Source organism: Streptomyces sp. P9-A2 (genome assembly GCF_036634175.1).
Lineage (GTDB): Bacteria > Actinomycetota > Actinomycetes > Streptomycetales > Streptomycetaceae > Streptomyces > Streptomyces pratens.
This window is the reverse complement of the sequence record NZ_JAZIFX010000001.1, coordinates 8,043,816-8,068,398: the sequence shown is the minus strand read 5'-3', so window position 1 is coordinate 8,068,398 and position 24,583 is coordinate 8,043,816. Positions and strand designations below refer to the sequence as shown.

The 24,583-nt window shown below is 73.1% G+C and carries 19 protein-coding genes; 5 read left to right on the top strand and 14 right to left on the bottom strand.

Features of this window, described 5'->3' with window-relative positions; translation table 11 throughout:
• The first annotated feature begins 83 nt into the window (after nt 1-83).
• Nucleotides 84-2,483, top strand: coding sequence for an excinuclease ABC subunit UvrA (locus V4Y04_RS36175; protein WP_332432501.1), 2,400 nt, complete (start codon nt 84-86; stop codon nt 2,481-2,483).
• An 85-nt stretch (nt 2,484-2,568) separates the two neighbouring features.
• Here the strand turns inward: V4Y04_RS36175 and V4Y04_RS36170 are convergent, their stop codons facing one another.
• The 4 genes from V4Y04_RS36170 to V4Y04_RS36155 form a co-directional block, all read right to left on the bottom strand.
• Nucleotides 2,569-3,021 carry an ATP-binding protein gene (locus V4Y04_RS36170; protein WP_332432500.1) on the bottom strand — a complete coding sequence of 151 codons (453 nt, stop codon included), beginning with the start codon at nt 3,019-3,021 and terminating at the stop codon, nt 2,569-2,571.
• 136 nt (nt 3,022-3,157) lie between these two features.
• Nucleotides 3,158-4,147, bottom strand: a complete 990-nt coding sequence (locus tag V4Y04_RS36165; protein WP_332433132.1) for an AMP-binding protein — start codon at nt 4,145-4,147, stop codon at nt 3,158-3,160.
• A gap of 92 nt (nt 4,148-4,239) precedes the next feature.
• Nucleotides 4,240-5,325: a GNAT family N-acetyltransferase gene (locus tag V4Y04_RS36160; RefSeq protein ID WP_332432499.1), complete on the bottom strand. Its 1,086-nt coding sequence runs from the start codon at nt 5,323-5,325 to the stop codon at nt 4,240-4,242.
• 130 nt (nt 5,326-5,455) lie between these two features.
• On the bottom strand, nt 5,456-5,746 hold the full coding sequence (locus tag V4Y04_RS36155; protein ID WP_332432498.1) for a hypothetical protein: 291 nt from the start codon (nt 5,744-5,746) through the stop codon (nt 5,456-5,458).
• 814 nt (nt 5,747-6,560) lie between these two features.
• On the opposite strand from V4Y04_RS36155, the gene V4Y04_RS36150 reads away from it, so the two are divergent.
• Nucleotides 6,561-7,730: a S1 family peptidase gene (locus tag V4Y04_RS36150; RefSeq protein ID WP_332432497.1), complete on the top strand. Its 1,170-nt coding sequence runs from the start codon at nt 6,561-6,563 to the stop codon at nt 7,728-7,730.
• Nucleotides 7,731-8,089: 359 nt separating this feature from the next.
• On the opposite strand, the gene V4Y04_RS36145 is transcribed toward V4Y04_RS36150, so the two are convergent.
• Entirely contained in the window at nt 8,090-8,686 is a 597-nt protein-coding gene (locus tag V4Y04_RS36145) for a snapalysin family zinc-dependent metalloprotease (RefSeq protein ID WP_332432496.1), read from the bottom strand.
• Between the two features lie 276 nt (nt 8,687-8,962).
• Between V4Y04_RS36145 and mgrA the strand changes: the two genes are divergently transcribed.
• A complete protein-coding gene (gene mgrA, locus V4Y04_RS36140) occupies nt 8,963-10,006 on the top strand; it encodes an L-glyceraldehyde 3-phosphate reductase (protein ID WP_332432495.1) in 1,044 nt (347 codons plus the stop codon).
• Between the two features lie 91 nt (nt 10,007-10,097).
• Nucleotides 10,098-10,580, top strand: a complete 483-nt coding sequence (locus tag V4Y04_RS36135) for an MSMEG_6728 family protein (protein WP_332432494.1) — start codon at nt 10,098-10,100, stop codon at nt 10,578-10,580.
• Between the two features lie 129 nt (nt 10,581-10,709).
• Here the strand turns inward: V4Y04_RS36135 and V4Y04_RS36130 are convergent, their stop codons facing one another.
• The 6 genes from V4Y04_RS36130 to V4Y04_RS36105 form a co-directional block, all read right to left on the bottom strand.
• Nucleotides 10,710-11,999 carry an ABC transporter substrate-binding protein gene (locus V4Y04_RS36130; protein WP_332432493.1) on the bottom strand — a complete coding sequence of 430 codons (1,290 nt, stop codon included), beginning with the start codon at nt 11,997-11,999 and terminating at the stop codon, nt 10,710-10,712.
• Complete coding sequence (locus V4Y04_RS36125; protein ID WP_332432492.1) at nt 11,996-13,138, bottom strand: branched-chain amino acid ABC transporter permease; 1,143 nt, start codon at nt 13,136-13,138, stop codon at nt 11,996-11,998. Before V4Y04_RS36125 ends, V4Y04_RS36130 begins: the two co-directional genes overlap by 4 nt.
• The gene (locus V4Y04_RS36120) at nt 13,131-14,027 is read right to left on the bottom strand and encodes a branched-chain amino acid ABC transporter permease (protein WP_332432491.1); all 897 of its coding nucleotides are present in this window, start codon (nt 14,025-14,027) and stop codon (nt 13,131-13,133) included. The genes V4Y04_RS36125 and V4Y04_RS36120 overlap by 8 nt, the downstream gene beginning before the upstream one ends.
• Nucleotides 14,024-14,827, bottom strand: coding sequence for an ABC transporter ATP-binding protein (locus tag V4Y04_RS36115; RefSeq protein WP_332432490.1), 804 nt, complete (start codon nt 14,825-14,827; stop codon nt 14,024-14,026). Before V4Y04_RS36115 ends, V4Y04_RS36120 begins: the two co-directional genes overlap by 4 nt.
• The gene (locus V4Y04_RS36110) at nt 14,824-15,606 is read right to left on the bottom strand and encodes an ABC transporter ATP-binding protein (RefSeq protein ID WP_332432489.1); all 783 of its coding nucleotides are present in this window, start codon (nt 15,604-15,606) and stop codon (nt 14,824-14,826) included. The genes V4Y04_RS36115 and V4Y04_RS36110 overlap by 4 nt, the downstream gene beginning before the upstream one ends.
• 710 nt (nt 15,607-16,316) lie before the next feature.
• Complete coding sequence (locus tag V4Y04_RS36105; RefSeq protein WP_332432488.1) at nt 16,317-17,042, bottom strand: TioE family transcriptional regulator; 726 nt, start codon at nt 17,040-17,042, stop codon at nt 16,317-16,319.
• A gap of 58 nt (nt 17,043-17,100) precedes the next feature.
• On the opposite strand from V4Y04_RS36105, the gene V4Y04_RS36100 reads away from it, so the two are divergent.
• Nucleotides 17,101-18,303 (top strand): erythromycin esterase family protein, encoded by a 1,203-nt coding sequence (locus V4Y04_RS36100; protein ID WP_332432487.1) that lies wholly within the window; start codon nt 17,101-17,103, stop codon nt 18,301-18,303.
• Between the two features lie 331 nt (nt 18,304-18,634).
• On the opposite strand, the gene V4Y04_RS36095 is transcribed toward V4Y04_RS36100, so the two are convergent.
• The 3 genes from V4Y04_RS36095 to bdeA form a co-directional block, all read right to left on the bottom strand.
• Nucleotides 18,635-19,891, bottom strand: a complete 1,257-nt coding sequence (locus tag V4Y04_RS36095) for a helix-turn-helix domain-containing protein (RefSeq protein WP_332432486.1) — start codon at nt 19,889-19,891, stop codon at nt 18,635-18,637.
• A 142-nt stretch (nt 19,892-20,033) separates the two neighbouring features.
• On the bottom strand, nt 20,034-22,976 hold the full coding sequence (locus tag V4Y04_RS36090; protein ID WP_332432485.1) for a helix-turn-helix transcriptional regulator: 2,943 nt from the start codon (nt 22,974-22,976) through the stop codon (nt 20,034-20,036).
• 223 nt (nt 22,977-23,199) lie between these two features.
• A complete protein-coding gene (gene bdeA, locus V4Y04_RS36085; protein WP_332432484.1) occupies nt 23,200-24,138 on the bottom strand; it encodes a bis(hydroxyethyl) terephthalate hydrolase in 939 nt (312 codons plus the stop codon).
• Nucleotides 24,139-24,583: the final 445 nt, after the last annotated feature.

The window sequence follows — 24,583 nt, the reverse complement described above, 5'->3', positions numbered from 1 at the left end:
CGGCCGCGCCGCCGGCCGGGGGCCCCGCGCCCCCGGCCGGCACCAGGACCACGGACCGTAGACGAGAGGACGGCACCACCGGCATGACCACGAGGACGAAGACGCAGTCGCCCGCATCGCACGGCGCCGACAGGCACGAACTGATCCGCGTGCACGGCGCCCGCGTGAACAACCTCAAGGACGTCAGCGTCGAGATCCCCAAGCGCCGGCTGACGGTGTTCACCGGTGTCTCCGGTTCGGGCAAGAGCTCGCTGGTGTTCGACACGATCGCGGCGGAGTCGCAGCGGTTGATCAACGAGACGTACAGCGCCTTCGTACAGGGCTTCATGCCGGCCCCGGCGCGGCCCGACGTCGACGTCCTCGAAGGGCTGACCACCGCGATCGTCGTCGACCAGCAGCGGATGGGTTCCGACCCTCGGTCCACGGTCGGCACCGTCACCGACGTCCACGCGATGCTGCGCATCCTCTTCAGCCGGCTCGGCACTCCGCACATCGGTCCGCCCGGCGCGTTCTCCTTCAACACCGCCTCGGTCCGGGCGAGCGGGGCGATCACCGTCGAACGCGGCAACAAGAAGGCGGTGAAGGCGACCTACGAGCGCACCGGCGGGATGTGTACGCGCTGCGAGGGCCGGGGCGCCGTCACCGACATCGACCTCACCCAGCTCTACGACGACTCCAAGTCGCTGGCCGAGGGCGCGTTCACCATCCCCGGCTGGAAGTCGGACAGCTTCTGGACCGTCCGGGTCTACGCCGAGTCGGGCTTCGTCGACCCGGACAAGCCGATCCGGGAGTTCACCGAGCGGGAGATGCGGGACTTCCTGTACCGGGAGCCGGTCAAGGTGAAGGTCGACGGCGTCAGTCTCACCTACGAGGGACTGATCCCCAAGATCCAGAAGTCGTTCCTGTCGAAGGACAAGGAGTCGATGCAACCGCACATCCGGGCGTTCGTGGAGCGGGCGGTCACCTTCACCACCTGCCCCGAGTGCGAGGGCACCCGGCTGAGCGAGGGGGCCCGGTCGTCGAAGATCAAGGGCATCAGCATCGCCGACGCCTGTGCGATGGAGATCCGGGACCTGGCCGAGTGGGTCCGAGGCCTGTCCGAGCCCTCGGTGGCGCCGCTGCTCACCTCGCTGGGCGGCACCCTCGACTCGTTCGTGGAGATCGGGCTCGGCTACCTCGCGCTGGAGCGGCCGTCGGGCACACTGTCGGGCGGTGAGGCGCAGCGCGTCAAGATGATCCGTCATCTCGGCTCCCCGCTCACCGACATCACGTACGTCTTCGACGAACCCACCATCGGCCTGCACCCCCATGACATCCAGCGGATGAACGACCTGCTGCTGCGACTGCGGGACAAGGGCAACACGGTGCTGGTCGTGGAGCACAAGCCGGAGACCATCGCGATCGCCGACCATGTCGTCGACCTCGGCCCCGGTGCCGGTACGGCGGGCGGCACCGTCTGCTTCGAGGGAACCGTCGAGGGGCTGCGGCGCGGTGACACCGTCACGGGCCGCCACTTCGACGACCGGGCGACGCTCAAGGAGTCGGTGCGCAAGTCCTCCGAGGCCCTGGAGATCCGCGGGGCGACGACGCACAACCTGCGCGATGTCGACGTGGACATCCCGCTCGGTGTGCTCACGGTCGTCACCGGTGTAGCCGGTTCCGGCAAGAGTTCGCTGGTGCACGGGTCACTGTGCACGCCGTCGGGGGCCGGTGGCGAGGGCGTGGTGTCGGTGGACCAGAGCCCGATCCGCGGCTCGCGGCGGAGCAACCCGGCGACGTACACCGGGCTGCTGGATCCGATCCGCAAGGCGTTCGCCAAGGCCAACGGGGTCAAGCCGGCGCTGTTCAGCGCCAATTCCGAGGGCGCCTGCCCCACCTGCAACGGCGCCGGTGTCGTCTTCACCGATCTGGCGATGATGGCCGGGGTGGCCGGCACCTGCGAGGACTGCGAGGGCAAGCGGTTCCAGGCGTCGGTGCTGGAGTACCGCTTCGGCGGCCGGGACATCAGCGAGGTGCTCGCGATGGCGGTGTCCGAGGCGGAGGAGTTCTTCGGCGCCGGTGAGGCGCGCACTCCGGCGGCGCACCGTATCCTCGGCCGGCTCGCCGACGTGGGGCTCGGCTACCTCACCCTCGGCCAGCCGCTGAACACACTGTCCGGCGGGGAACGGCAGCGGCTCAAGCTGGCCGTGCACATGGCGGAGAAGGGCGGCGTCTACGTCCTCGACGAACCGACCACCGGTCTGCACCTCGCCGACGTCGAGCAGCTGCTGGGTCTGCTCGACCGGCTGGTCGACTCCGGCAAGTCGGTGATCGTCGTCGAGCATCACCAGGCGGTCATGGCGCACGCCGACTGGATCATCGACCTCGGGCCGGGCGCCGGGCACGACGGCGGTCACATCGTCTTCGAGGGCACCCCCGCCGATCTGGTCGCCGCCCGCTCCACCCTCACCGCCGAGCACCTCGCGTCCTACGTCGGCGCCTGAGCCCCGGTTCGGGCGCCGGGCCCCTGCCCGGCGCCCGAACCGGGAAGCCGCCGTGCGGCACCGTGCGCCACCCCGGCGGGTACCGTCACCGGCCGCCGGTCTCCATGAGGGAGATGAGGGCCGTGATGCGTTTGCCGGTCGGCTCGGGCTGCACGTCCACCCCGCGGGCGACGGCCAGCACGATCTCCAGGCCGTGCCGGCCCACGCGGTCCGGGTTCGCGGCCCCGGCCACGGGCAGCGCGGTGCTGCCGTCCCGGACCATCACCTCGAGGGCGTCTCCGGCGATGCGCAGGTCCAGCCGGACGGGACCGGGCGCGTACTTGCGGGCGTTGGTGACCAGCTCGCTCACCACGAGCTGGGTGACCTCCATCGCGCGGGTCGACACGGGCAGCGCGTCCTCCGCCTGAGCCCGCGTCAGGAACGCGGCGGCCAGCCGCCGGGCCTCCGCTATCCACGCGCCGTCGCCGTCCAGGACGTAGGACGCCCGCCGCGGTACGCCGGACACCGGATCCTCTTCGCCGGCAGGAACTGCTTCCATTCGATCCGCCTCACTCACCGATCACACCGCGCGACTACCCGCGATGCCCGGCCGCATTCCCCCGGCCCACGCCAACCGTCCCACGATGCCGGGCCGGCCGGATGCACGCCCCCTGTTCGGGGAAACGCGGCCTGGGTCAGCGCAGGAGTCCCTGGTCGAGCCGGGCGGCCCTGTGGGTGCGCGCGGGCTTCCCGCTCGCGGTCCGGGCGATGCCGCTGTGCGACACCTCTATCACGGCCTCGGGGGCCGTGCCGAAGGCAGTGGTGACACAGGTCGCCAGGTGGCGGGTGTCGATGCGCCGGGCCCGTTCGGGCACGACGACGGCGAACGAGTCGCCGCGCGGCAGCACGACGCATTCGGCGACCCCTGCCACGGCCGCCGCCACCTGTTCGATGTCCGTGGCGAAGACGTTCACCCCGTTGACACTGACGCGGTCGCCACGCCGGCCGCTCAGATGGAGCCGCCCCGACCGCAGGCACCCCAGGTCGCCGGTGTCGAACCAGGTGGTGCGGTGATCGGTCGCCCCGTCGTAGCCGTCGAACAGGGTGGGGCCGCGCAGTCGTACGGAGCCGGCCTCCGCGTCCGCGCAGCCGGCGCCGGACTCGTCCACGACCCGCAGGTCCAGCCCCGGCACGGGGGTGCCCAGGCATGCGGCCGTGGCCGGCCCGTCGGTCCAAAAGCTGGTGCCGGCGTCCGCGTAACGGTGCGAGGTGGCCATCAGTGCCGCCTCGGCGAGTCCGGAGCAGAACACCAGGGCGGTGGGGTCGAATCCCCAGCGTCCGGTGGCGGCGAGGAAGGCGTCGACGGACCGCCGGCGGATGGGTTCGGCTCCGCAGAAGACGATGCGCCAGGTGCGGAACAGCTGGGGATCGGGCTCCGCCGCCTCACCGATCCGGGCGGCGAGGTAGCGCAGCATGAAGTCGGGGAACGCGCTGTGCGCACCCTCCGCGTCACGGATCAGCCGCAGGGCCGCCATGGGTCTGCGCAGGAAGGTGCCCGGCTCCTCGATCACCAGGCCGAGGCCCCGGACGAGGGAGGTCAGGACTCCGATGAGGCCCATGTCGTGGTGAAGCGGCAGGGCGATCAGTCCGGCGTGACCGGGCTCCCTGCCCGCGACGGCGCTGATGGCCCCGACCCCGTGCCGTGTGGTGCCCTGTCATGCGCCGCCGCACGCCACCGGCCGGGGTGCCCGGCCGGTGGCGTGCGGCAGGGACGCCCTCACCGGTCGCGCAGCCGGCCCGCTTCCTCCAGCGCGCGCCTCGCCGCACCGGCCAGCCGGGGGCGGTCGCGGACGAAACGGCGGGCGGCCCGTCCCGGTTCGCGGCTCAGGCGGTACGCGGCCCCGCCCGGCATCGGGCGCACCACGGCACCTTCGTAGACGGGCAGTTCACGGGTCTTCAGCGAGTCCTTGTAGCGGGCCGGGCCGCTGCCCAGGTCGACCGTGCGGATCCCGTCGGCCGCCGCGGCCTCCAGCATCCGCAGGTGCAGCACCAGCCCGGGTGAGTACTTGCCGTAGTCGCGGTCGTACGCCGGGAACCACCAGGAGAGGACCGTGGGCGAGCGCAGCCCGAAGTGGGCGGCCACGGGACGGCCGGCGGCGTACAGCACGGAGAGCAGCCCGCGGCATTCGGGGTCGTCGCCGCTCGCGAGCCGCTCCACCAGAGCGGTGATCCACGGCTGCGCGAACCGGTCCCGGCGCCCGGTGCGCCGGTACTGCGCGGACTTCCAGCGCATCAGTGCCCGGAACGCGTCCGGATCCCGCGCGTCGTACACGAACCGCACCTCTCCCACCTGACGGGCGAGTCTGCGTTCCTTGGCGAGGGTCTGCTTGAGGAAGCCCGGCGCGTTCGCCCGCAGCAGTCCGGTGTAGGACGCGAAGCCCTCACCGATGTCGACGACCGGGCTGACGAGTCGCTCGGTGGCGTGCGGTACGAAGAGGTGCTGACCGGCCTCCAGGTTGTCGAACTCCCATGAGGAGAGCCCACAGGCGGCCAAGAGCCGGCGGGGGTCGACCCGGATGCCGGGGTGCAGGACGGCTCCCTGGCTGTCCGACACCCCGAGCCCGATGGCCCGGCCCTGCCCCAACGGCCCCTTCTCGTACGGGAAGAAGCCGACGGGGATGCCGTCCTCCTGGAGTACGGCGACCCTGGCACCGGGCCTGCCGTGCCCGACGGCCGTGGTGAATGCCGGATCGAGGAACGGGTTCTCCGGTGCGCCGGACTCGCTGCGCAGGTGTCTCCATGTCTTGTGCTCGCCGGGGCCGAGTTCGTCCGGCCGCAGAACGAGAAGGTGCTTTCGGGGCATGCGGGTCTCCTGTGTCGTCACGGGTGCCGGGACGCACGAGGGCCTGCCTGTCGCGGTGCCGTGCGGGGCGTGGGGTCGCCGGGCAGTGCTCGGGCCGCGTGCTGCAGGCCTCGGGCGGTACTGCCGTGGTTCAGCAGCGGAACGTCTGCAGGTGGCCGGCGTCGTGGGCCGGGAGTGCCGGCTCCGCGCCTTGTGGGGTGCCTGACGGGTACGCGTCGTGGGCGGCCCGCTCCGGGGGAACCGCGTCCGCCTGGACGTCCGTCGCCGCGTGCGATGCCCCGGCCGCTCCGGCGGTCCTCGGTGAGCGGGCGAGACGGAGGTGCAGTGCGGCGTCCGGGAGACCGGGAGAGGGCTTCCCCGCGCGCTGGGGGCCGGGGTCGTCCGGGGCGAGGGCCGGGACGGCTGCCGGGAGAGACGCCACGAGGACTGCCGCGGAGACGGGGTGGTGAACCGGGCTCGTGGGTCGGCACACGGCTGCACGCCCCACGAGGGGACGGGTCGCCGCCATGGGGTGTTCTGCCATGGTGTGTGCGCACATGGGGTGTGCCGCCATGTACCGGTCGGGCCGCGTATGTCGTTCCGCCCCGACGGCGGGCGAGCACAGGTGCAGGAGCAGTACCGATGTCAGCAGAAGCATCGCCGCCGCCCATCGAGGCCGCACCGGTCACCTCCCGACGTGCATCCCGGCGGGGGTGGGCATACCGGGCCGGTACCGGGCGAGCCCCCCCACAGAACGTACGCCCGGGACGCCTTCCAGTAGTGCCGAGCTCCTCCGTCGTCGCCAAGGCCTGGGCATCGTCACTGGGCACGCATCGGAACGCGCCGGCCACGTTGTCCGCTGCCGCACCACTGGTCACGTCCCCGCCCCGACGGAAGGGCCGTTCACCCCGCCGTCCGGCTTCGCCCCCGGCGCGAGGAGCCGGCCGCCGCCGAGCGGGAGACCGGAAGGCGCGGGAGCCGAACGGCCGACGACGCGGCCGGTCACCCGTGCCCCTGACCGCCCGGCGACCCTTCCCTTTCCGCCTGACGCCACTCACCACCATGCGTCCCACGGCCCCCGGTGAGGCCCGCCAGTACCTGTCACATGCGAGCAACCGGCAGGCGAAGCACCGGATTCCGTCATTGGCATGGACCTGATAGCCCAAGCCCGCTAGGCTCTGCCCGACTCAGATGAGAGCGCTCTCAGATTGCGTTTGTTCCACCCCACCTCGCTGGAACGACGAAGGGCATCTTCCATGGGACGCACCGGACTCACGCGTGCCTGCGTGGCCGCACTCCTCATGATCGGCAGTTGGACCGCGGCCGGCACTCCGCCCGCCTCGGCGAGCGACACCCCCGGTTCCGGCTCCCCCGCCGCCTCCGCGCCGGCCTCCACCGCCCTGCTGCAAGCCATGCAGCGGGACTTCGGCCTCTCCCCCGCCGAGGCCGAGGAACGGCTCGCCGCCGAACAGCGGGCCACCGCACTCGAGCCCAAGGCCCGCAAGACCGCCGGACCGGCGTACGGCGGCGCCTGGTTCGACGCGAAGAGCGAGAAGCTGACCGTCGCCGTCACCCCGGACGCCGACGCCGCCACCGTCCGCAGCCTCCGGTCCTCCGGTGCGGCCGTCCGCACCGTCGAGCACAGCGCTCACCGGCTCGACACGACCGTGTCGCGCCTGGACCGCCTCGACGCGCCGTCGGGCGTGAGCAGTTGGTCCGTGGACCCGGCCGCCAACACGGTGGTCGTGAACGTCGTCGAGGGCGAGCGGACCGACAACGATGTCCGGCGGTTCCTCTCCGAGGCCCGCGAGGCAGGACCGGTCACCGTGCGCACCGTGCGGGCGGCCGCCGAGACCTTCGCCGCCGGAACGGTGGGTGGCGATCCCTACTACACGGGCAACGTCCGTTGCTCCATCGGCTTCTCGGTCCACGGCGGCTTCGTGACCGCCGGGCACTGCGGCGGCGTGGGCGGCCAGGTGCGGGGCTGGGACGGCTCCTACATCGGCAACTTCCAGGGCTCCTCGTTCCCGGGCAACGACTACGCGTGGGTCAACGTGGGCAGCGGCTGGTGGACGGTTCCGGTCGTGCTCGGCTGGGGAACGGTCTCCGACCAGTTGGTGCGCGGCTCCAACGAGGCCCCGGTCGGCGCCTCGATCTGCCGCTCGGGCTCCACGACCCGCTGGCACTGCGGCAGGCTCCTGGCCAAGAACGAGACCGTCAACTACAGCCAGGGCGCGGTGCATCAGATGACGAAGACGAGCGTCTGCGCCGAAGGCGGCGACTCGGGCGGCTCGTTCATCAGCGGTGACCAGGCGCAGGGCGTCACTTCCGGCGGCTGGGGCAACTGCTCCTCCGGGGGCGAGACCTGGTTCCAGCCGATCAACGAGATCCTGGGCCGCTACGGGCTGACCCTGCACACGGCGTGACCCGGCTCCACGGCCCGGCCGGCACTCAGGGCCCGTAGCGCCAACGACGCAAGCCCCGCCCCCGAACGGAGGTTCGGGGGCGGGGTTTGCGCAGGACATCCTCGCCATCGCGGCCGCGATGCTGGACGGCGAGCTCGCCTACCGCAAGGGCGACTACGACGTGGAGCGCTGGGCAGGCCTTGCACCTGCATCTCCCCGCAGGAAGCGGGGCGTCTTTCCTTGGACCACCAACGCACGGACCGGCTCCGGGAGTTCCGGCGCCTTGACCTGGGTCAACCATAGCCGCCTTCGTCTCGACAGTCACATCGGACGGGTGAGCGGCGTGCGAGGTGGTCCCGTGTGCGCGGCGGGACCGCCGGTCAGTCCCTGATCAGCACGGCTCGAGGCGCCGGTCCCGGCACCCCTGCCCGTTCCGTCCCCTCCGGCGCTCCGGAGAGGGCACCGGCGAAGTTGTCCTCGACCTCCGCCCTCTCCGCCGCGTTCGGGTAACGGTTGGTGCACGCGGTCCCCGCGCTGGAGCCGGACATCAGGCTGGAGCAGGGTCCCGGCTTACGGTCCGGCAGGCCCAGGATGTGCCCGAGCTCGTGGGCCGAGATGCGGACCGTGTCGTAGCCCTGGTTCACGGCCTGACGCCCGATGTAGACGGTGCCGTTGCCCAGGGAGGTGGGCAGGGCGCGCGGCCAGCCGTTGTCCGCCAGGACCCGGATGTTGGCACGCTGCCCGGACGCGGCCGGGCGGAGTTCCACGGTGTCGACGCTCTCGTTCCAGACCGCCGCTCCTCGGTCGACGGCGGACCTGAACTCCGCGGAGCCGCCGGCGTCGTAGGTGAGCAGGCGCGCGGCCGAGGTCTGCTCGGGTGCGCCGGACGGGGCGGCCACGGCCTGGCCGCCCCACAGCAGGGGGGAGGAAAGCACCAGAACCGCGGCCAGGCTTCCGGTCAGCGTACGGATGCGCATGATCGACCTCCTCGTGGGGGACAGGTTAGTCGTGCTCATGACATTCACGGCCTCCCTGCCCACCGGGCGGGGGCGGTAATCCGTCAATCGGCCCGCGCCGGTCCCGTACGGCGGTCCGCCGCCGCCCACCGGGCCCTCACCCGGTCCCACGGTTCAGAAGCGGTATCGCCGAGTTCCATGAAAAGGACCGGTTGGACTTCCGGATCACGCGGGGGCACTGTGGGCAGGGTTCCAGAGTCCCCCGGACACCCTTGAATCGCACCCGGAGAACGCCCGATGAACCACGTGATCAACCCTGAACGCTACAACGGCACCATGCGCTACCGACGCACCGGGCGTTCGGGGCTCGACCTCCCCCTGCTCTCCCTGGGCTACTGGCACAACTTCGGTGACGACCGGGCCTTCGGGACCCAGCGCGAGATCGCGCTGCGCGCCTTCGACCTCGGCATCACCCACCACGACCTCGCGAACAACTACGGACCGCCCTACGGCGCCGCGGAGGTCAACTTCGGCCGGCTGATGAAGCAGGACCTCGCCCCGTACCGGGACGAGCTGGTGATCTCCACCAAGGCCGGCTGGGACATGTGGCCGGGCCCCTACGGCCAGGGGGGCGGCTCACGCAAGTACATGCTCGCCTCGCTGGACCGGTCGCTGGAGCGGATGGGCCTGGACTACGTGGACATCTTCTACTCCCACCGGCTCGACGCCACCACTCCCCTCGAGGAGACCATGGGCGCGCTGGACACCGCGGTCCGCCAGGGCAAAGCGCTCTACGTCGGCGTCTCCTCCTACGACGCCGAGCGCACCCGTGAGGCGGTCGCCATTCTCCGGGACCTCGGAACCCCGCTGCTGATCCACCAGCCCTCGTACAACATGCTGAACCGCTGGATCGAGACCGAGGGGCTGCTGGACGTGGCCCAGGAGGAGGGCTTCGGGATCATCGGGTTCACTGCGCTGGCGCAGGGGCTGCTGACCGGGCGCTACCTGGACGGTGTGCCGCAGGGTTCGCGGGCGACGCAGGGCAAGTCGTTCGACACCGCGTGGCTGACGGACGACATGCTGCACCGGCTGCGCGCCCTCAACGACATCGCGGCCCGCCGTGGGCAGACGTTGGCGCAGATGGCGCTGGCCTGGGCCCTGCGGGACCGGCGCGTCACCTCGCTGGTCATCGGCGCGTCCCGCACCGAGCAGCTGGAGCAGAACGTCGCCGCCCTGGACAACCTCGACTTCAGCGGCGAGGAGCTGGCCGAGATCGACAAGTACGCCACCGACGGCGGCGTCGACCTGTGGCGCGAGGCCCGCCTCGGCAACCTGGGCTGAGCAGAGGGGTGTGCGCCGCGGCGGAAGGGGAACTTCGACGGGGTGGGCCGCGTTCCGCGGCCATGGTGGCACCGGCCCTCGGGACGGCCCGATGCAGACGTTCCTGCCCTACCCCGGCTTCCACGAGTCGGCGTCGGTACTCGACCGGCGCCGGCTCGGCAAGCAGCGGGTGGAGGCACTCCAGGTCCTGCGTGGCCTGATCGTGCCCGGCTACGGGTGGCGCCGGCACCCGGCGGTCCTCATGTGGACCGGCTACGAGGAGGCACTGGTGCGCTACGGCCTCGAGATCTGCCGGGTCTGGCGCGACCGGGGGCACCAGGACAGCTGCGCCGCCACGCTCGTCGCCGACCTGGCCGGCGTCCGGCCCGGCGCACCGGTGCGCGGTCAGCGGGAGCTGACCGAGGCGGGGGAACTGCCACCCTGGCTCGGGGACGACGCCCTGCACCGCAGCCACCGTTCGGCCCTGGTGCGCAAGGACCCGGCCTTCTACACGGAGCACTTCCCCGGGGAGCCGGACGACCTGCCGTACGTCTGGCCGGCCTCGGACCGTCCCTCCCGGTTCCTCCCCGGCTGAGGCCGCCGTTCCGTCCCCTCGCACCGCCCGTTCCCGGCCCCACCCCGGTCATGCCCCGCCCTGAGCGCACGGATGCCCCGGCGGCCCCTCCATGGGGTCCGCCGGGGCGGGCCGGACGGTGCGGTGTGCCTATCGCCCGGACAGGTACTCCTCGACGCCCGGAGCCGTGTGCGCGTCCTCGACGTTCACGACACTGCCGACCGCCTTCGCGTCGGGCTTCAGCACATACGTCTCGACGCTCGCCGGACGGCCGACGTCGGAGAAGTTCTGTGCGGTGCCGAGGCCGGTGTCGGCGTTCTTCTGCGCGCGGTGCGCCGTGAGGACGTCCTCACGGCTGAGGCCGCCCGCCTCGCAGGCCGCCTTCAGGTCGGCGCCCATGAGCTGCGCCGCGTTGTAGCCGGACAGCACCCCGGAGTCGACGGGCGAGTCCGGGAACTCCTTCTTGTACGACGCCACCATGCGCTGGACGCCCGGCAGTTCGGAGCTGACCGCGGGCGCGGCGCTCACGATGTGCAGCATGGCCGCCAGGGCCGGCGCGGCGGGGGTCTCCATGAGCTGCGGTGCGTAGCCCGGCGCGCTGCTGACGACGGGCACACGCAGGCCGCGGGAGGCGGCGACGCCGGCGAGGGAGGCGGTCTGGGCGGGGCCCGCGCTGATCAGGACGGCCTTGACGCCCTCCTTGCTCAGGGCGGACACCTGTGCGGACAGGTCGGTGTCCGTGGCCTGGATCTTCTGCCCGGCCACCTTCAGGCCGGCCTGCTCGGCCGCCCATGTGGAGCCTTCCAGGGCGTTGCTGCCGTAGTCGCCCTCGAAGTAGACGTGGCCGATGGTGTCGCCCTTCTTCAGCCCCTTGGTACGGGTGAGGAAGTCGACCGCGGCGATCATGTCGACGTCGTAGGTGGTGCCGAGGACCTGGATGGCGTCCTTGCCGAGCAGGGAGGCCGCCCAGGCCTGCGGGAAGGTGAGCATCTTGTCGCGCTCGATGTCGTCGAGCAGGGCGGCGACGACGGGCGAGCCGATGACCTGGGGCATGGCGACGACGTCCGGGGCCAGGTCGGCGTAGGCGGCGACCGCCTTCTGCACGTCGTATCCGTGGTCCTTGACGACGATCTCGATCCGCCGGTCGCAGATGCCGCCGTCGGCGTTGACCTCGTCGGCCCACATCTGCTGGGCCTGCACAATGCTCTTGCCGAGCGTGGCGTAGGGGCCGGTCAGGTCGGTGAGGGCGCCCAGTCTGATGCTTTCGGCGCCGATGCCGGGACCGGTGCGGACGCCGTCGGCGCTCTTGTCGCCTCCGCCGTTGCCGTCGTCCGCCTTGGAACTGCATCCGGTGGCCGTGAGCAGCAGGGCGAGGACTCCGGCGAGGGTGGCGCCGGTGGTACGGCGCCGGGTGCGGGGCCGGTGATGCGTGGTGTTCACGGGGTGTGCTCCTTGGGTCGTGCGGTCGCGGCCGGTTGCGGGGGTGAGAGGGCTGGGTCCGTTGCGCGGGCTCGGAGGCGTCGGCGCCGTACGCGGTCGCGGGCCCGGCGGGTCAGTCCGTGCAGGCCGTCGGGCGCGTACAGCAGGACGAGGACGATCGCGGCGCCGTAGAGATAGCGGGCGGCCTCGGTGGGGCCGATGGAGCCGTCGCCCGAGCCGGGGGCGGCCACCAGCGGGAGCTGGTCGGCGTAGCGGGTCATGAGCAGGGGGAGCGCGGTGACGAAGACTGCGCCCGCGGTGGCTCCGGCGACGGAGCCGAGCCCGCCGATGACGATCATGGCGAGGTAGTCGACGGAGAGGACCAGGGAGAAGTAGTCCGGGACGACCCGGCGGAAGGAGAGGGCGAGGAGCACACCCGCGAGCCCGGCGTACATGGACGACACCACGAAGGCCGCCGAGCGGTGGCGGGCGACGTCGACGCCCATCACGGCGGCCGCGGTCTCGCTGTCGCGCAGGGCGGCCAGGGCCCGGCCGGGGCGTCCGCGCAGCAGACCGCGGGCGGTGAACCAGGTGAACGCGAACAGGGCCAGGCCCAGGAACCACAGCCGTTCCTCCGCGCCGAACGGCACACCGAGCAAGGCCAGTTCGGGGTCGCCGGCTCCGAAGGTGAAGCCGCCGAGGGTGAACGGGGGCACGGAGCGGCCGTTGAATCCGCCGGTGACGGAGTCGGCGGTCAGCAGCACATGGTGGCCGAGGAAGACCAGGGCGAGGGTGGCGATGCCCAGGTAGATGCCCTTCACCCGGCCGGCGACGGGGCTGAACAGTCCGCCCGCCGCGCCGGCCAGCAGCACGGCGAGGAGGGCGGCGAGGGCGGGCGGCAGTCCCGGTCCGGGCTCGCCCGCCAGCCATGTGTAGCCGTAGGCGCCGGTGGCGAGGAAGAAGGCGTGGCCGAGGGAGAGTTGTCCGGCGGTGCCGGTCAGCAGGGCGAGGCCGACGGCGCCGATGGCGGCCGCCATGGCGAACAGGCCGACGCGCAGCCAGAAGGCGTCCAGGTAGAACGGCGGGAGGCACAGGACGACGGCGAGGCACACCATCCGTGCTCCTCGGCCGGTCAGGGCTCCGGGGAGGCGGTCAGACACGGGCCGCTCCCTTCGCGCCGAACAGCCCCGCGGGCCGTACCAGGAGCACCAGCAGCATCACGGCGTACGGGGCGACGTCGCCGAAGCCCTCGCCGAGGACGTGCAGTTCGGACTGGTAACCGACGACCAGCGCCTCGGTCAGACCGATGAGCAGGCTGCCCGCGAGGGCCCCGGCCGGGGAGGCCAGCCCGCCGAGGATCGCCGCGGGGAACGCGTTGAGCGCGATCAGGCCGGTGCTGCGTTCCAGGCCCGGGGCGGGGAAGGCGGCGAGGAAGACGGCGGCGAGCGCGGCGAGCGCACCCGCCAGGCACCAGGCGCCGGCGCGTACCCGGCCGAGCCGTATGCCCATCAGGGAGGCGGCCTCGAGATCCTCCGCCGCCGCCCGCAGGGAAAGCCCCCAGGGGGTGAACCGGAAGAGCGCGAACGCGCCTCCGATGACCACGGCGGACACCACGATCGCCGCGAGCCGGCTGTCGGCGACGGTCACCGGGCCGAGGTCGGTCACGGCGTCGCCCCAGGGGTCGCCGAGGGACAGCAGGTCGCCGCCGATGCGCCGGGACAGGTCGGTCAGCAGGACGATGTCGATGCCGATGGTGACGATGGTCTGTACATGGGCGGAGTGCGCGTCCTGTCCGCCGCGTTGCAGCAGGAACCGGTCGAGGGCGCCCGCGAGGGCGGCGGTGGTCAGGACCGCCAGCGCCAGCGCGCCGGCGAAGCCGAGGTCGTCGTGGAGGACGGCGGTCAGATAGCCGCCGAGCAGGAGCAGGGAGCCGTGGGCAAAGTTGAGGACGCCGGACGCCTTGAAGATGACGACGAAGCCGAGGGCGACCAGTGCGTAGACCGCGCCGAGGGCGATGCCGCCGAGGATGTTGTCCAGGAATACGGTCATGCCGCGTCCTCCCCCTGGGTGTCGGTGCCGAGGTAGGCGCGCAGCACCTCGGGGTCGCGGCGGACCTCGTCGGGGGTGCCGTGGGCGATGGACCGGCCGAAGTCGAGCACGGTGACGTCGTCGGCGAGGCGCATGACCAGGCCCATGTCGTGCTCCACGAGGACGATGGACAGGCCGAGTTCGGTGCGGAGTTCGCCCACGACCTCGGCCGTGCGGGCGCGTTCGGCGGCGTTCATGCCGGCCACCGGTTCGTCGAGCAGCAGGACACGTGGCTCCAGGCAGAGGGCGCGGGCGAGTTCCACGCGTTTGCGATCGCCGTACGACAGGAGGGCGACCGGGCTGTCGAAGTGGGCACCGAGGCCGGTCAGTTCGGCGATCTCGCGGGCTCTTGCGAGATGCTCGCGCTGTTCGCGGACGGCGCCGGGGAGGCGCAGTGCGGTGGCGGCGAAGCCGGCGTGGGTCAGGGCGTGGCGGCCGAGCATCAGGTTGTCGGCGACCGTTCCGTGGGTGGTGACGATGTTCTGGAAGGTGCGGGCCACGCCGAGCGCGGCGATGCGGTGCGGGGCGAGCCGGGTCAGTTCGGTGCCACCGAGGGTCACCGTGCCCGCGGCCGGGCGGCACAGGCCGGACAGCACGTTGAAGCAGGTCGACTTGCCGGCGCCGTTGGGTCCGATGATCGCGTGCACCGTGCCGGGTTCGACGGTGAGGGAGACGGCGTCGAGGGCGGTGAGGCCGGCGAAGCGCACGGTGACGTCCCGTACGTCGAGCACGGGTGGCACGGTGGTGGTGCGGTCGTTCACGCCGCCCCCTGGTCCTCGGCCGCCTCGCCCAGGTAGAGGCGGCGCACGGCGTCGGTGCGGGCGAGTTCGTCGGCGGGGCCGGACAGACGGGTCTCGCCGACCTCGAGGACGTGGGCGTGATCGGCGAGGGAGAGTGCCATGCCCGCGTTCTGTTCGACCAGGAGCACGGCGGTGCCCTGGGTGTTGATCTCGCGGATCACCTCGGCGATCCGGTACACCATCCGGGGCGCGAGGCCGAGGGACGGCTCGTCGAGGAGCAGCAGCCGGGGGGCGGCCATCAGGGCGCGGCCGATGGCGAGCATCTGCTGCTCGCCCCCGGAGAGCAGGCCCGCGGCCTGGTGGGTGCGTTCGGCGAGCCGGGGGAAGAGTGTGAACACGCGTTCCCGTGCCTCGTGGACCTGGGCCCGGCCGCGACGGCCGAGTCCGAGTCCGCCGCTGCGCAGGTTCTCGTCGACCGTGAGCCCGGCGAACACCCGCCGTCCCTCCGGGACCTGGACGACTCCGGCGCGTACCGCCGTCACGGGGTCCTTGCCGTCGAGTGCGATGTCTCCGTAGCGGATGCGGCCTGCCGTGATGGCGCCGCGGTGCAGGCGCAGTGTGCCGGACACGGCCCGCAGCAGGGTCGTCTTACCCGCGCCGTTGGCGCCGAGCAGGGTGACGACACCGCCGTGCGGCACGGTGAGGGACACGGAGCGGAGAGCGGACAGGGCGCGCCCGTACGTCACGTCGATGTTCTCGACGTGCAGCGCGGGCGGGTCGTCCGGTGGTGCTTCGGGCATCACGGCTCCTCGGGGCCGTACCGCAGGGCGGCGACGGCTTCGACGGGAAGGGGAGCTCACGACAGCACGGGCGCGGGCGTGCCGAACAGACTTCCGGCCCCGCTCGCTGCGGTGTCCCAACGGGGGCGGGCAGGGGTTGTGCGGGTGCCCAGGGGCGCCCTCGATGGGGTGTGCGGAGGGAGTACCCGAGCAGCCGAGCCGGGCACGACGGCCGGCCGTGCGCTTCTGGTGTTCGCCGGACGACGCGGTCGGTACCTGCTGTCGGGGCGTGGTGCCCCGCCACGGCGTCGCCGCCGGGGTCGTGGCCGGAACACCGCGGCGGGTCCCGCACTCCCGGTGACACGACCCACGCCTTCGGCCCGCCGGGGCGCCGGCGCCCGGATCCCGGAGCCGGAGCTCGGATCCCGGAGCCGGAGCCCGGAGCCCGGAGCCCGGAGCCGGAGCCCGGAGCCGGAGCCGGAGCCCGGAGCCCGGAGCCCGGAGCCGGAGCCCGGAGCCGGAGCCCGGAGCCCGGAGCCCGGAGCCCGGAGCCGGAGCCGGAGCCGGAGCCGGAGCCCGGAGCCCAAGATTCGAGAGGCCCACGGCTCGGAACCCGGAGCCGGGGCCAAGCCCCGAGGCCGGGGAAGGGCCCGGGGCCCGAGGTCCAGGACCCGAGGTCCATGACCTCGGGCCCGGGAAGAGGGTTTGCGGGCGTCGAGGGCCGAGAGGGGTCAGCCGCGTGTGCCGAGGTACGCGTCCAGTGCGGCGGCCCCGGTCAGCATCGCGCGCCCGCGGGCGGACAGCCGGGCGTGCCAGTCGTGCAGTGCGGCTTCCAGGGGCTCGAGGCCGCCGGCCGACCGCACCTGGGCGATGAGCGGGGCGATCTGCTCCAGCAGGTGGCCGCCGCGCCGGAGCTGGTGGGCCAGCCGGGCGTCGCGTTCGTCGGCCTCGTCGTAAACGCGGTAGCCGGTCAGCGGGTCGCGGCGCGGGTTCACCAGACCGGCGCGCTCCCACTTGCGCAGCGTCGCGGGGCGGATTCCGAGCTCGCGTGCCAGCGGCCCGATGAACGTGCCGCGGGGCCCGGACGAGGTGGGGGGCTCCGTGCCGGGCGCCAGGTCTTCGAGGGCTCTCTCCACGGCCCGGAGTGTGCGCCGGTCGTCGAGCAGTCGGGCATGGCTCTCGTCGACGAGCCGCAACGCCTCGTCGGCCTCGCCCCGGTTCACGGCCCGCATGATCGCCGTCGCCGTCGCGTGGCCGTGGCCGGGCGTCAGGGCGAGGAATGCGTCCAGGGCATGTGCGTGCGACGGGGTGTAGGTGCGGTAGCCGTGGGGGGTGCGGTCGGCGGGCGGGAGGATGCCGGCCTGCTCGTAGTTCCTGACGGCCTGGGTGGACAGACCGTGGCGGCGGGCCAGGTCGATCGGCCGTAGCCGTTCACCGCTTTGAAGGTTTTTTCCCACGGTGCGGACTGTAGTGGGGAAAAGTCTCCACCGAAATTTCAACGATAGCGTTGAGGGCATGGCTACTCACCTGAAGGACGCCGTGCGAACCGTCGATACCACGGCCACCATGGACCTGCTCCCCGGCCGGCCACGGCTGCTCGCCCTCGGGGAGCCCACCCACGGCGAGGAGACTCTGCTGGACCTGCGCAACGAGTTGTTCCGGCAGCTCGTCGAGGAGCAGGGCTACCGGACGATCGCGATCGAGAGCGACTGCCTGATGGGCCTGGTCGTGGACGACTACGTCGCCTCGGGCAGGGGCACCCTCGACGAGGTGATGGAGCACGGATTCAGCCACGGGTGGGGCGCCTTCGCGGGCAACCGCGAACTCGTGCGCTGGATGCGGGAGTACAACGCGGGCCGGCCCGCGTCCGAGCGGCTCCGCTTCGCCGGTGTCGACGGCCCGCTGGAGATCACCGGTGCCGCGAGCCCCCGGCAGGCCCTGACCGCACTCCATGCCTGCCTCGCGGCCGCTGTGGACCCGGACCTGCTCCCCTGTACCGCGGAGACGCTCGACCGCCTCCTCGGAGCGGACGGCCGATGGACCGAACCCGCCGCGATGAGGGACCCCTCCCGGTCCGTGGGGCGCTCGGCCGAGGCCGGGGAGCTGCGGCTGCTCGCCGACGACCTGGTGGTGCTGCTCGACGCGCGGGGCCCGCAGCTGATCGGGGCGACCTCGCGGGACGCCTGGGAACGGGCCCGCCTGTACGGGCGTACCGCCACCGGCCTGCTGCGGTACCACCACGCGATGGCCGACCCGTCCCCGGGCCGGATGGCGCTGCTGCTGGGCCTGCGGGACCTGATCATGGCCGAGAACCTTCTCGCCGTCGCCGAGCGGGGCCCGGCTCTCGTCAACGCCCACAACACCCACCTCCAGCGAAACCGGAGCGAGATGCGGATGGGCGGCCTGCCGGTGGAGTGGTGGAGTGCGGGCGCGCTGGTGGACGCCCGCCTGGGCACGGAGTACGCGTTCCTCGCCACGGCGATCGGCACGCTCCGGCACCGGGACGTGGGCCCTCCGCCCGCGGACACCATCGAGGGGCTGCTGTACGCGCTGCCGCGGGACCGCTGCCTGGCCGGCGGTCCCGGACTGACCGGTCTCCTCGGCTCCGGCCGGCCCGCTCCCCGGGTGTCCCCCTGGTTCGGGTACATCCCCTTCGACCCGGCCCACATGGAGAGCACCGATGGGATCGTGTTCGTCAAGGACGTCCCGGAGCAGTAGGGCCTGTCCGGCGGATCATGCCGGAGACGCGGGAGCCGGCACGCCCTCCCCCAAGCTCTTCGAGCAGGGGGACCCCCAGCGGCCTTGTCGTCACTCTCCCTCGCTCTCGGCTGCTCCCTCCCGCTCGGCTGCGCTCGAGCGGGAGAGACCCCCATCGCTCCGTGTCGACTCGCTCCTCTGCCTTGCATCTGAACGCTCCCCCACGCTCGAACATGCTCGCGCGGGAGGTGCCCCCATCGCCCCCGCTCGACCCAGCTGGACAGATGCCGCCGGTCACCTCCGACTTGATCCGCCGGACAGACCCTGGTCGTACAGCCCTTCGGCATACGGGTCAGCGCGGAAGGAGCCTGCGGGCGGTCAGGGCGAGGGTGACCTCGACGAGGTCGAAGGGGCGGGAGAGGGAACGTCCGGTCACCTGCTCGTAGCGGCGCAGTCGGTTGAGGACGGTGTTGCGGTGGCAGTACAGCCGTCTGCTCGCCCGCTGGGCGGATCCGTCGCAGGCCAGCCAGGTGGCCAGGGTGTCCAACAGAACCTCCGCGTCGGCGGGCTCCAGCCGTGCCAACGGGCCGAACAGCCGGTCGGCCAGGGCGGCGCCGAGGTCGGGGGACGACACCACCAGGGCCGCCGGCAGGTGCTCCGCCAACCGGACCGTGCCGCCGGTCTCCGGGCACAGTCTCAGCGCGGTGTCCGCCAGCCCGCGCGCCTCGCCCACCGCGGCGAGGCCTTCGACGGCGCTGCTGACACCCACCCGTACGCCCGGCGGCTGCTCGTCCTCCACCACCGGCTCCGTGTCGTCGGAGACCAGGACGATGCCGTAGTCGGTGTCCACGCCCGTGTGCCAGTGCACGCGCACACCCGGAGCGAGCGCCGCCTGTGCACCGGGACAGGCGGCGAATCCGCCGCCGACCGCGACGACCACGTACCGGCCGCGCTCCGGCAGGTCCAACGCCAGCGCGGTCTCGGGCAGGTCGGCGATCCTGCTGCTTCCGTCGAGCAGCGCCGCGGCCAGCAGCCGCACCCTGTTCTCCCGCCGCCAGGCCAGTTGCCGCTCGGTCTGCCGGTAGGAGTCCGCCACGACGGTGCAGTGCTCGTCGACGAAGTTCCACACGTCGGACGCCACGTGCACCAGCAGCCGTACGTCCTCGGGGGCCGCCCGGGAGGTCTCGTCCACCAGGTTCTGCCACACCAGGGAGCCGCCCAGCCTGAAGGCGTGCAGCACCGCGTCCAGCGGAAGCCCCTGTTCGGCGCGGGTGGCGCCGATCTTCCAGGAACAGCGGCGTGCCGCGTCCCTGACGCCGCGCGGGTCCAGCAGCGAGGCGATGCTGTGCCGCAGTGAGCGGTGCACCTCCTGCCAGATCTCGGTGGCGTCGCTCTCGATCGCCGACCGGTAGGCGGGCTCCTGCTCCTGGAGCAGGGCGACCAGTTGGTCACAGAGCCGGGGCAGGTCGTCCAGCAGGATCCGGGCGGCCCGGTGCAGCACGCTCAGCGCGTCGGCGTCGATCAATGACCGCACACGCGGTACCCGCGCCCGTGGTGCGGGCACGGGTCCGGGGCGCGGCAGGCTCCGTGGCCGTACGGCGTGTGGCATCGCGCATCTCCCCCAGGCTCGGCTTCCCGGCGGCACCCGCGTGACGGTCCCCGTACCGGTTTCGGGCCGGTCGCGAGGTCCGTGGGCGGGCCGCCACCCGACTCGTCCTGCCCCGAAGGATGGCATACCGTCCGGTCGGTCCCTAGAGTTGTGCACCGGTCTTTTCCGCCTGTTCGACCAGTCGGACCAGTTCGACCCGGGAGCGGACGCCGAGCATCGCGAAAACGTTCCGCAGGTGGTAGTCGACGGTACGGGTGCTGACGGAAAGGCTCAGGGCCACCTCCCGGTTGGTGGCCCCTTCGGCGACACACCGCGCGATACGCAGTTGCTGCGGGGTCAACAGGGACAGGTCCCGCGCTCCGTGCCGGCGCGGTTCGCCGGCCCCCGGCCCGCTCGGCGCCACACCGCCTGCGCGCAGTTCCGCGGCCGCCTGACGCGCCCAGAGCTGCGCGCCGCAGCGTTCGAAGTCGACCAGCGCCTCCCCGAGCCGTGCGCGGGCCTCGCGCAGTCTGCGCCGGCGGCGCAGCCACTTGCCGTGCAGGAGTTCGGTACGGGCCCGTTCGAAGTCTCCGGACGTCTCGTCGTGCCGGTCCAGAGCACGCAGGTACAGCTCGTCGGCGGCCTCCGGCGCGGCCAGCAGAGCGCGGCAGCGCAGGAGTTGGGCGGGAGCCTGCGGATCTGCGCCACAGTCGGCCCACAGCGCGAAGTCCTCGACCACCGCGCGGGCGTGCTCGGGCCGGCCCGCCAGCGCGGCGGCCTCCACGAAGCAGGGGACGGCGAGCATCCATACCGCGAAGTGCCCGCGCCGCGCACCGGGGCGGACCAGCGGGCCGAGCCGGTCGGCGGCCTCCTCGGGGCGGCCCTCGCCCAGGTCGGCGCGGGCCGCCGCCCACTGGGCGAGCAGCTCGGCCTGGGCCAGACCGTGCCGCCGGGCCGTGGTGAGCGCCGCGGTCGCGTGCTCGGTGACACGTGCCCGGACGCCCTCGATCGATGCCGCGAGCGCCAGTACCGCGTGATGGTGCGCGGCCGTGTTCCGCTGCCCGGTCCGGTGCGCGGCCCGCAGCCCCTCCTCGGCATGAGTCCGGGCCAACTGGTGTCGGCCGGCGCGCAGTTCGGCGTAGGCCAGGTATTCCAGGGCTCTCGGTTCGAGGGCGGCGGTGCCCTGGGTGCGTGCCGCCGCCAGGGCTCGCGCCCCGGCCCGGCGGGCGGCGCCGACGTCGCCGAGCATGAGGGCCGCGGCGGCCGAACGCAGCAGCCGTTCGGGCTCAGTGGCAAGGCGGCCCCGGTCCACCACCCGGGTCAGCGGGGCGGCGGCGAGGTCGAACCGCCCCAGCAGTACGGCGCGCATGCCGTCACGGTGGTCTCGGAACGGGGTGGGCGGGGGGACAGAGGGCGGCGCCGGGGCGGCGCCGCGGTGGGCCGAAGGCTCCTCGGGCGCCTCCCGCACCGCCGCCTCCTGCAGGCCCGTCGTGTTCGCACCCGCGGCGCGGAGATCGAACGCTCCCCCGACGGCGGCCTCGACGGAGGTGCCATGGACCTCATGGACCTCATGGGTGAGGGCGCGGAGGCAGGCCTGCCGGTCCCCGGCGGCCCAGGCCGCGTCCGCCGCGCCGAGGACCGCGGCATCGGTCTGGGCCGGTTCCGGTTCCGGTTCCGGTTCCGCCAGGAGGCCGGCGGCCAGCAGAAAGGACTCCCGGGCGTCGTCCACCGGGCCGTCGGCCAGGAGCACTCTGCCCCTCAGGAGTTCGGCGCGGCCGCGTACCGGCGGCGGCGCCGGCCGGCTCCCGGCGGCGTCGAGCAGCCGCAGGGCCTCGGGTGGATGCCCGGCGAGGAGGGCCTGTTCCGCGGCGGCCGTGTAGCGCCGCGCCCGCTGCGCGTCGTCCGGCGTCAGCTCGGCGGCACGCACCTGGGCCGTGCGGCGCAGGGCGGGCGGTGTACCGGAGGTCGAGCAGGTGGCAGCGGACTCCAGTTCGGCGGCCAGGACCGCGTCGGGGCCGGGGGCGGCCCACGAGCGGTGCAGCAGTGCGGGCACGCCGTGCGGTTCGGGGTGCGCCTCGGCCAGCGAGCGGTGCGCGGCACGGCGGCGTTCGGGCGGGGCACCGGCGTACACCGCTCTGCCGACCAACGGACTGCGGAACCGGAGCCGGCCCCCGGGGACCGCGAGCAGTCCGGACGCCTGCGGCGGCTCGGACGGTTCGGGAGGTACGTCGCCGTCCCGGCCGCCGTGGCCGTTCGCCGCCCGCCGTACGAGTGCGGCCTCGGCGTCCTGCTCCCCCGTGGCACGCATCGCCGCCGCGACGGCGAGCGACAGACCGTTCCGGTCCGGCTGCCGGCCGTTCGGGCATCCGCCCGCGACGGCGGTCAGCGTCCCGGTGTCGGCCAGAGGGCGGGGCAGCTCGTGATCGCCGCGAAGCTGGGCGGGCGAGAGGCGGTGGGCCAGGGCCAGCAGCAGCGCGGGGTTGCCCTGTGCCTCGGTCACCAGTTCGTCGCGGACGACCGGGTCGACGGCGCCGTCCGTCAGGTCGTACAGCAGTCCCGCCGCGTCCCCGGGCGTGAGCGGGGCGAGCTCCAGCACCGGCAGTTCCGCCCACTCCCTTTCCACGGGCCGGTGTCCGGGCACGGTGATGAGCAGGCCCACCCGGTGGACGCCGTCCGCCGCCCGCACGCGCGCGGCCACCCGGCCCAGCGCGGCGCGTGAGGCGGTGTCCCACAGATGCGCGTCGTCCACGCACACCAGCAGGGGGGAACGGACGGACGCCGCCCGCAGGATGTCCAGGAGCACCTCCCCCGCCGTGCCGTCGCCGGGGGCGTGCCCGAAGTGACGGGCGGCGCGCAGCAGGGTGCGCAGACCGCTGTGGGGCTGCGCGGAACAGGCCGATTCGGCACGGACGTGCCACACCGGTCCGGCGCGGAAGGCGCGTGCCGCGAACTCCAGGAAGGCCGTACGGCCGCCACCGGGTTCGCCGGTCACGACATGGGCGCCGCCGTCGGTGCGCAGTCCGTCCAGCAGCGCGGCGAACGCCTGCCGCCGGGGTCCCGCGCGGTACCGGAGCGGAGCTGATCCACGGGTCGTCTGTCCGGTCATTTCCGCGACGTTACTTACGCGTAAGAAGCGGCGGAAGGTGTCCGTCCGGGTGCCGGAAGCGGCCCGTCCGCCGTTCTACCAGGGGCTTTTCACGAGGTGCGCGGCGAACGGCGTGTGCCGCCGCCCAAGCGTGCGGCGCCTCGGCGGGGCACGCGCACAACGCCGGTGGCGGCCCGCATCGTACGCGGACCGCCACCGGAGCCAGTCGGTGTCCGACGGGATGTCAGGAAGTGTGCGGGCAGTTGCCCCGCGCCTCATCGATGGTGAGGCTCCGCTGCGGCAGCGGGCACAGGAACTTCTCGTAGCGGGTGTCGTTGTCGATGAACCGCTTCAGCCACGAGACGCTGTACTTCGCGATCGTCGTGTTGCTCGAGTTGGGCGTGAAGTGGGTGGCGTTGTTCAACTCCAGGTAGGCGCGGTCGAGGGAGGACGGCAGGCCGGTGTACAGGGGCTTGGCGTGGGTGGAGACCGGGGCCACCGTGTCGCCGTCGGCCCCGAAGATCAGGGTGGGGGTCCTGACCTCGGGCCACGTCGTGTCGAGGTTCCAGGGCGTCAGCGGGATCGCCGCCTGGAGCGAGGTACGGTCCTTCGCCGCTTCGAGACTGCCGCCGCCGCCCATCGAGTGGCCCATGACGCCGAGGCGGCTGCTGTCGATACGGCCGCGGACCGCGCTGCGTCCGGTCAAATAGTCGAGTGCGGCGAGCAGCTGGTCGCCGCGGGAGGCGGGCTGGTCGAGGGTGGTGTTCGTGTCGATGGTGAACACGACGAACCCCTGGGAGGCCAGGCGTGGGCCCAGCCAGGCGATGGAGGACTGGTAGGCGGTGAAGCCGGGTGAGATGGCGATCGCGCCGAAGGTGCCGTCGGCGGTGCTGCTCGGGTAGTAGATGGTGCCCCCGCCGAAGCCGGTGACGGAGAGTGAGGAGACCGAGGTCTCGGAGACGGAGTACGGGCCGCGCAGTGCCTCGATGCTCGACTCCGTCGGCGCCGGACCGCGCTCGTAGGGGTTGTCCGCGGCGTGGGCGCCGGGACCGGTGAGGGTGCTCAGGCCGACGACGGCGGCGACGGCCGCGGCCAGTCCGGCGAACCGTCCGGTCCTGCCGCGCCGGGTGCGGGAGGGGCGCGTGGTCGGGCCTGCGGTGCTGGTGTGGGGGTGCTGGTGCACGGCGGGTGGTCCTCTCTGTCGCGGCGGACTGTCCGGCGGCCGGCGCACGGGGGTACGACGTGGGAAGTGACCGTGCGCCGGCCGTGGGATCCGCCGATGGGCTGGTGGTTGCCACTGTCGGAGAGGAAGGCACCCGCGCGGACCGGCGATCTCACCGGTCTCGTCGCTCCGCCTGCCGACGGCGCACCGGCCCGTCGGCAGGCGGAGCGACGGAGCAGCGGCGGTCCGCGGCGCCCGGCACCGTATACGCAGGGGGCCGGGGCGGACGATGAGGCGCGGTCACCGTCGGAGTCGGCGCCGACAGTGACCGCCGTACGGAAACGCGCCCGCCCCGCACATCACCCGCATGGCCCTCTCCGGACGTCGCATCGGCCCACGCCGTGCTCGTATGGAAGCGGCCTGCCTACCCGGAGGGAGCTGGGAATGCACGAGATGTGGTGTGGTG